The sequence below is a fragment of the Cupriavidus sp. FW305-46 genome, from assembly GCF_058787075.1.
Map to the genome: position 1 here is coordinate 1 of NZ_JBYSZI010000121.1, position 6297 is coordinate 6297.

General features: G+C 66.8%; 7 protein-coding genes and 1 pseudogene. 4 read left to right on the forward strand and 4 right to left on the reverse strand.

The features are described from left to right. Nucleotides 1-37: 37 nt before the first annotated feature. From ftsL to coq7, 4 genes are all read right to left on the reverse strand, one after another. Nucleotides 38-355, reverse strand: a complete 318-nt coding sequence (gene ftsL / locus AC3WON_RS30760) for a cell division protein FtsL (RefSeq protein ID WP_011616092.1) — start codon at nt 353-355, stop codon at nt 38-40. Continuing rightward, nucleotides 352-1353: a 16S rRNA (cytosine(1402)-N(4))-methyltransferase RsmH gene (rsmH, locus tag AC3WON_RS30765; protein WP_013958081.1), complete on the reverse strand. Its 1002-nt coding sequence runs from the start codon at nt 1351-1353 to the stop codon at nt 352-354. The genes ftsL and rsmH overlap by 4 nt, the downstream gene beginning before the upstream one ends. Before the next feature lie 7 nt (nt 1354-1360). Then, nucleotides 1361-1789 carry a division/cell wall cluster transcriptional repressor MraZ gene (gene mraZ, locus AC3WON_RS30770; protein ID WP_010814778.1) on the reverse strand — a complete coding sequence of 143 codons (429 nt, stop codon included), beginning with the start codon at nt 1787-1789 and terminating at the stop codon, nt 1361-1363. A gap of 418 nt (nt 1790-2207) precedes the next feature. After that, on the reverse strand, nt 2208-2831 hold the full coding sequence (gene coq7, locus AC3WON_RS30775) for a 2-polyprenyl-3-methyl-6-methoxy-1,4-benzoquinone monooxygenase (protein ID WP_492321582.1): 624 nt from the start codon (nt 2829-2831) through the stop codon (nt 2208-2210). Between the two features lie 338 nt (nt 2832-3169). Here coq7 and AC3WON_RS30780 point away from each other — a divergent pair, with 338 nt between their 5' ends. From AC3WON_RS30780 to AC3WON_RS30795, 4 genes and pseudogenes are all read left to right on the forward strand, one after another. Further along, nucleotides 3170-4309: a porin gene (locus AC3WON_RS30780; protein WP_492321583.1), complete on the forward strand. Its 1140-nt coding sequence runs from the start codon at nt 3170-3172 to the stop codon at nt 4307-4309. Between the two features lie 174 nt (nt 4310-4483). Continuing rightward, nucleotides 4484-5485 (forward strand): tripartite tricarboxylate transporter substrate binding protein, encoded by a 1002-nt coding sequence (locus tag AC3WON_RS30785; RefSeq protein WP_492353449.1) that lies wholly within the window; start codon nt 4484-4486, stop codon nt 5483-5485. Between the two features lie 130 nt (nt 5486-5615). Beyond that, nucleotides 5616-6119 carry a MarR family winged helix-turn-helix transcriptional regulator gene (locus tag AC3WON_RS30790; RefSeq protein ID WP_340530623.1) on the forward strand — a complete coding sequence of 168 codons (504 nt, stop codon included), beginning with the start codon at nt 5616-5618 and terminating at the stop codon, nt 6117-6119. Continuing rightward, nucleotides 6116-6297 (forward strand): annotated as a pseudogene (locus tag AC3WON_RS30795) (hypothetical protein); the annotation flags it as partial. The gene AC3WON_RS30790 and the pseudogene AC3WON_RS30795, both read left to right, overlap by 4 nt.

Sequence of the window (6297 nt, forward strand, 5' to 3'; positions counted from 1 at the left end):
TGGGGGGCCGGGGGGGGGGGGTTGGGACGGGCCATGCTCATCGGCGCGCCTCCGCGGCACTGGCCGACGCCGCCTCGGCAGGCGGCGGCAGCACGATGCCGGACAGGTACTGGGTCTTGCCGGGGTTGACCGGCGCCATCTTCAGCTGCGCGCGCGCCGCGTCGGCGATGCGCGCGCTCTTGCCCAGCGCGCTCTGCTGGTACTGCAGGCGCGACCAGTCGATATCGAGCTGCTTCTCTTCAGCCTGGGCCCGCTCCAGCGCGACGAACAGCGTGCGCGCCTGGTGCTGCGCGCTCACCAGCGACAGCGCGCACAGGATCAGCGCGGCGAGCAGGAAGAAGGTCAGGCGGTTCATGCGCGTGCGCCTCCGCCCGCAGGGGTCGCGGCAGGGGCCAGCTTCTCGGCCACGCGCATCACGGCCGAGCGCGCGCGCGGGTTGGCGGCCACCTCTTCAGTGCCCGGCTTGTAGCGGCCGAGCAGGCGCAGCGTCGGTTGCGGCAGGTCGGCCGCGCGCAGCGGCGCGCGGCGCAGCGCCGGGTCGGCATCCTGCTGGGGACGGGCGTGCGCCGCCATGAACCGCTTGACGATGCGGTCCTCCAGCGAGTGGAAGCTGATCACCACCAGGCGCCCTCCGACCTGCAGCAGTTCATACGCCGCCTTCAGCCCTCTTTCGAGGTCCTCAAGCTCTTGATTGACGTGAATCCGTAGAGCCTGAAAGGTGCGGGTCGCAGGGTCCTGACCCTTCTCGCGTGTTTTGACGGCTTTCGCCACGAGCGCGGCAAGGTCGGCAGTAGTGGCGATGGGTCCGCCATCGCCGGGTTCGCTCCGGCGAGCAACAATCGCCTTTGCAATCTGTACAGCAAACCGTTCTTCCCCATAGTCTCGTATCACCCTGGCAATGTCCTGCTCATCCGCCTGCGCCAGCCACTGCGCGGCAGTGATGCCGCGCGTGGTGTCCATGCGCATGTCCAGCGGGCCCTCGAAACGAAAGGAAAACCCCCTCGCCGCCTCGTCGATCTGGGGCGAGCTGATCCCCAGGTCGAGCAGCACGCCGGCGACGTGGCCGCGCCCCGACAGGCGCTCGGCCATGGCCGCAAAGCTCGCGTGCTCAATGGAGAAGCGGGCATCCTTGATGGTGCCCGCTTCTGCGATTGCTGCTGGGTCCTTGTCGAACGCAACCAGGGCCCCGTCTGGCCCCAGCCGGGCCAGCACCGCCCGGCTGTGCCCTCCCCTGCCGAAGGTGCCGTCGACGTAGACCCCGTCGGGCCGCCAGACCAAGGCGTCGACGGCCTCGTCCAGCAGCACGGTGCGATGGCGCAGGGCGGGGGTTGCCGGCGTTCCGGTTGGACTCATGACCTCGTCAGAAAGAGAAATTCTTCAATGCTTCGGGCATGCCCTGCGCCATCGCCTGCTGTTCCTTGGCGGCGTAGGTCGCGGCATCCCACACTTCGAAATGGCTGCCCATGCCGAGCAGCATGACTTCTTTGTCGAGCATGGCGGCACTGCGCAGCTCCGGGGCGATCAGCACCCGGCCCGCGCCGTCCATTTCCACGTCGGCGGCGTTGCCCAGGAAGATGCGCTTCCACCAGTGCGCATCCATCGGCAGCGCTGCAATGCGCGTGCGGAAGGTTTCCCACTCGGGCCGGGGAAACAGCAACAGGCAGCCATCCGGGTGCTTGGTCAGCGTCACCCGGCCCTCGGCCTGCTGTTGCAGCGCCTCGCGGTGCCGGGACGGAATGGACATCCGCCCCTTGGCATCCAGCGAGAGTGCCGATGCTCCCTGAAACAAGCTTGCTCCCGGTCCATGCCGGCCGGTAGTCGGCCAGCATGCGCGTGAATCCCTTCTGTTCCGACTATGGCGACATCATCCCACGGCCGGGGCCCAATTTCACACAAAAATACACTTCCTCACACTATTTCCCACTTTAGAGGAAGCGATATGGCGGGTCAAGGCTGGTTGCAGGGCAGCAAACGAGTTTTTTTGAATCAGAACAATGACTTAGCGCGCACACCTCACGCACCGAAAAAGTGAATCCTTAATGAAATGAAGATCTTAGGGAGGAAAGCCGAGAAACCACCTGAGAACCACTTGCGGAGGAACTGCCGGCGGCACGGGAAAGACCTGCCCCGTCGCGCGAAGGAAGGATACAACAATTGCCCGCCAGCCCCGCCGGAACCAGGGCCGGCGGGGGGCAGGCAGGGCCGGCTCAGATCCGGTAGGCGGCGGTGGTCATCACGCGCGAGGCGCCGCGCATCAGCGCCCGCACCGGGGCGGGCAACGGGATCCCGCCGGCATCGCGCGCGGCATCGCCGTGGCGGATCTCATCGTCGCGCATCTGCTCGAGGATGGCGCGCGAGCGGCCGTCGGCCTCGGGCAGGCGGTCCAGGTGCCCGCCCAGGTGGTGCTCGACCTGGCGCTCGGTCTCGGCGACAAAGCCCAGGCTGACGCGGTCGCCGGCGCGGCCGGCCATCCAGCCGATGGCGAAGGCGCCGGCGTACCACAACGGGTTGAGCAGGCTCGGGCGCGAGCCCAGCTCGCGCAGGCGCTCGGCGCACCAGGCCAGGTGGTCTTCCTCTTCGCGCGCCGCGGCATCCATCTGCGCGCGCACCGCGCCGTCGTGCGCGGTGAGCTTCTGGGCCTGGTACAGGGCCTGCGCGCAGACCTCGCCGACATGGTTGATGCGCATCAGCCCGGCCACGTGGCGGCGTTCATCGGCGCTCATCTGTTCGGTGTCCGGCGCCAACCGGTCGGCCGGGTTGGCGCGCGCGGTGCGCGTAGCGCCGGCAATGGCGCGCAATGCCACGTCGAATTCTTTGATCAGGGTGTCCATGTCGCAGAGGCAGTTGGTCTTCGTTCCCGGCAGTCCCAGCGATCGTGGGGTGCGCAGCTGCGGCTGCGGTACGCGCAGGGGGCCATCGGGATTACCCGCATTGTAGCTTGCCTCTAATCGGCGCCAACCCGCATCCCGCCTTGCATTGATGCGCCCGGCTACTCAGAAACCCTGAGTTGTTAAAAGAAGACAAGGGGGATTGGCCTGAGTAGTGAATTAAGGGTTGTTTGTTACAGTACTTCGCAACTTCCAAGGAAGTTTGACGCACGGGGGATGGAGACCAACAGGAGGTTCTCCCGGGCCGTCACCAATAATTCTTACAGTGGAGATCAACGAGCATGAAGAAATCGCTTCTGGCGCTGGCAGCGCTTGGCGCATTTGCTGGGGCGGCGCAGGCCCAATCGAGCGTCACGCTCTACGGTGTGGTGGATGCCAACATCGAGTACGTGAGCAATATGTCGAGCGTCACGCCGTCGGCGGCCAACGGATTTGCGACCGGCCCGTCGGAGAACCTCTTCCGCATGTCGTCCGGCGGCCTGTCCGGTTCGCGTTGGGGTCTGCGCGGCGTTGAGGACCTGGGCAGCGGCCTGAAGGCACTGTTTGTGATGGAAAGCGGTTTCGGCCTGGATGACGGGCGCTCGCAGCAAGGCGGCCGCCTGTTCGGTCGTCAGGCTTATGTCGGCCTGGAAAGCGCCCAGGTGGGCCGCGTGACCTTCGGTCGCCAGTACACCTCGCTGTTCGACATGATGGCCAACTTCTCGCCGACCGGCTATGCCACCCAGTACGAGCCGGTGGTCGCTCAACTGGGCCTGAACTTCCGCTCGGACAACACTGCCAAGTACACCGGCAAGTTCGGCCCGGTGACCGCGGTCGCGCACTGGTCGTTCGGCAACGGCGTTGCAGGCGGTGGCGAAGTCGCCGGCCAGTTCCGCCGCGACACCGGCTACGGTGCCGGCGTGTCGTGGGCAGCCGGCCCGTTCGGCATCAGCGGCGCCTATGACCAGTACAACCCGACCCTGAACGCCGCCGGCGGCACCGGCGAATTCAAGAAGGCCGCAGTCGCTGCCAGCTATGCCTTCGGTCCGGCCAAGCTGATGGCTGGCTATCGCTGGGGCATGAGCAAGCATGTGAACGACAATACGATCCTGAAGGACAACTACTACTGGGTCGGCGCCAACTACCAGGTCACGCCGGCACTGGGCCTGACGCTCGCGTACTACTACGACGACGTCAAGAACTTCAACCCGGCCGCTGCCACCGTCAACACCACCAACAACATCAAGAACCCCTGGCAGATCTCGTTCGTGGCCGACTACAACCTGTCCAAGCGCACCGACGTGTACCTGACCACGGCTTTCTCGAAGAACGCCGGCCTGAACTTCGACACCTCGGCAATCAGCTTCGCCAATGGTTACTTCCTGGGTACCGGCGAAGACAAGATGATTGGCGCCGCCATCGGCATCCGCCACAAGTTCTGATCGCCAGTCGCAAGACTGAGATTGAAAGGCACCTTCGGGTGCCTTTTTCCATTGGCGCGGCGCTGCGGCCCCATAGGGCATTACCTCATCGGCGCCACTGCGGGTGCCGACTAGAATGCACTGACCATAGCCGCCCCCAGGACACCGGGAGCGGGCCACACCAGGAGACCGCCCATGCAACCCACTCGCCGGCGCGTCGTCGCGCTGCTGCTGTCCGCCAGCCTTGCCGCGTTCGCCAGCCAGCCGGCGCTGGCCGCCGACCCGTACCCGGCCAAGCCGATCCGGCTGGTGGTGCCCTTTGCCGCCGGCGGCACCACCGACATCCTGGCCCGCGCGGTGGCCGCAGAGCTGGCCAGGCTGCCGGGCTGGAACGTGGTGGTCGACAACAAGCCCGGTGCCGGCGGCAATATCGGCGCGGACATCGTCGCCAAGGCCGCGCCGGACGGCTACACGCTGCTGATGGGCACCGTGGGCACCCATGGCATCAACCAGTCGCTGTACGGCAAGCTGCCGTTCGATCCGATCAAGGACTTCGCCCCGATCACCGAGGTGGCGGCCGTGCCCAACGTGCTGGTGCTGAACCCGGCGTTTGCACAGCAGAACAAGATCGACAGCGTCAAAGACCTGATCACTTACGCGCGCGCCAACCCCGGCAAGATCAACATGGCCTCCAGCGGCAACGGCACCTCGATCCACCTGGCCGGGGAGCTGTTCAAGACGCAGACCAGGACCTATATGGTCCACTTCCCGTACAAGGGCAGCGGGCCGGCGCTGACGGACCTGGCCGGGGGCACCATGCAGGTGATGTTCGACAACCTGCCGTCGTCGATGGCGCTGATCAAGAGCGGCAAGCTCAAGGCGCTGGCGGTGACCAGCGCCAGGCCGTCGCCGGCGTTGCCGGGCGTGCCGACCATCGCCCAGGCCGCGGGCCTGCCGCAGTATGAAGCCAGCTCCTGGTTCGGCATGCTGGCGCCGGCCGGCACGCCGCCTGACGTCATCCACCGCATCCAGCAGGAAGTGGCCAAGGCGCTGAACGCCCCGGCCGTGCGCGAACGCCTGCAGGCGCAGGGCGCCGAGCCTGTCGGCAATACGCCGGAGCAGTTCGCCACATTCATCCGCGCCGAGACCGCCAAGTGGGCCAAGGTGGTCAAGGATTCCGGCGCCAAGGTGGATTGACGCCGATTTGATCGCCGGCAGGGCGGCGGCGCGTATCGCGCATATACTTGAGGCATCAAATGTTGGCTGCCCGCCTCGTGGGCGGCCCCTGGCGGCTGCGGCCGCACACCTGCGCACCGATGCACTGAAGATGCCAAACCCCTCCCCTGCCGCCGGCGCCGAAAGCGCGCCGGTCGACCTTGAAACCCGTGCCGACCAGACCGAGCACGAAGCCCTGCGGCTGTGGTTGCGGCTGTTGACCTGCACCACCCTGATCGAGGGCGATATCCGTTCGCGGCTGCGCCAGGATTTTGCCTGCACGCTGCCGCGCTTCGACCTGATGGCACAGCTCGACCGCCATCCGGAAGGCCTGAAGATGGGCGAGCTGTCGCGCCGCATGATGGTGACCGGCGGCAACGTCACCGGCATCACCGACCAGCTGCAGCAGGAAGGCCTGGTCTCGCGCGAGGCCCTGCCCGCTGACCGCCGGGCCTACCTGATCCGCCTGACCCCGGCCGGGCGCGCCGCGTTCTCGCGCATGGCGCGCGCGCATGAGGACTGGATCGGGCAACTGTTCTCCGGCCTGGCCGAGACCGACCGGCGCGCCCTGTTCCGACTGCTTGGCCGGCTCAAGACCGGCCTGATCTCGCCATGAAACCGCTTGCCCTCCTTACCCTGTGCGGCCTGCTGCCGGTGCTGGCTGCCTGCAGCAGCACGCCGCAGCCGCCGCAGGTCACGCCGGTGAACGCCACCATCAAGCTTGGCCGTGTCACCGAGAGGACGTTCCTGACTCGCCTGGACGTGGCCCAGGTGCCCCCGTACTACGGCGGCGG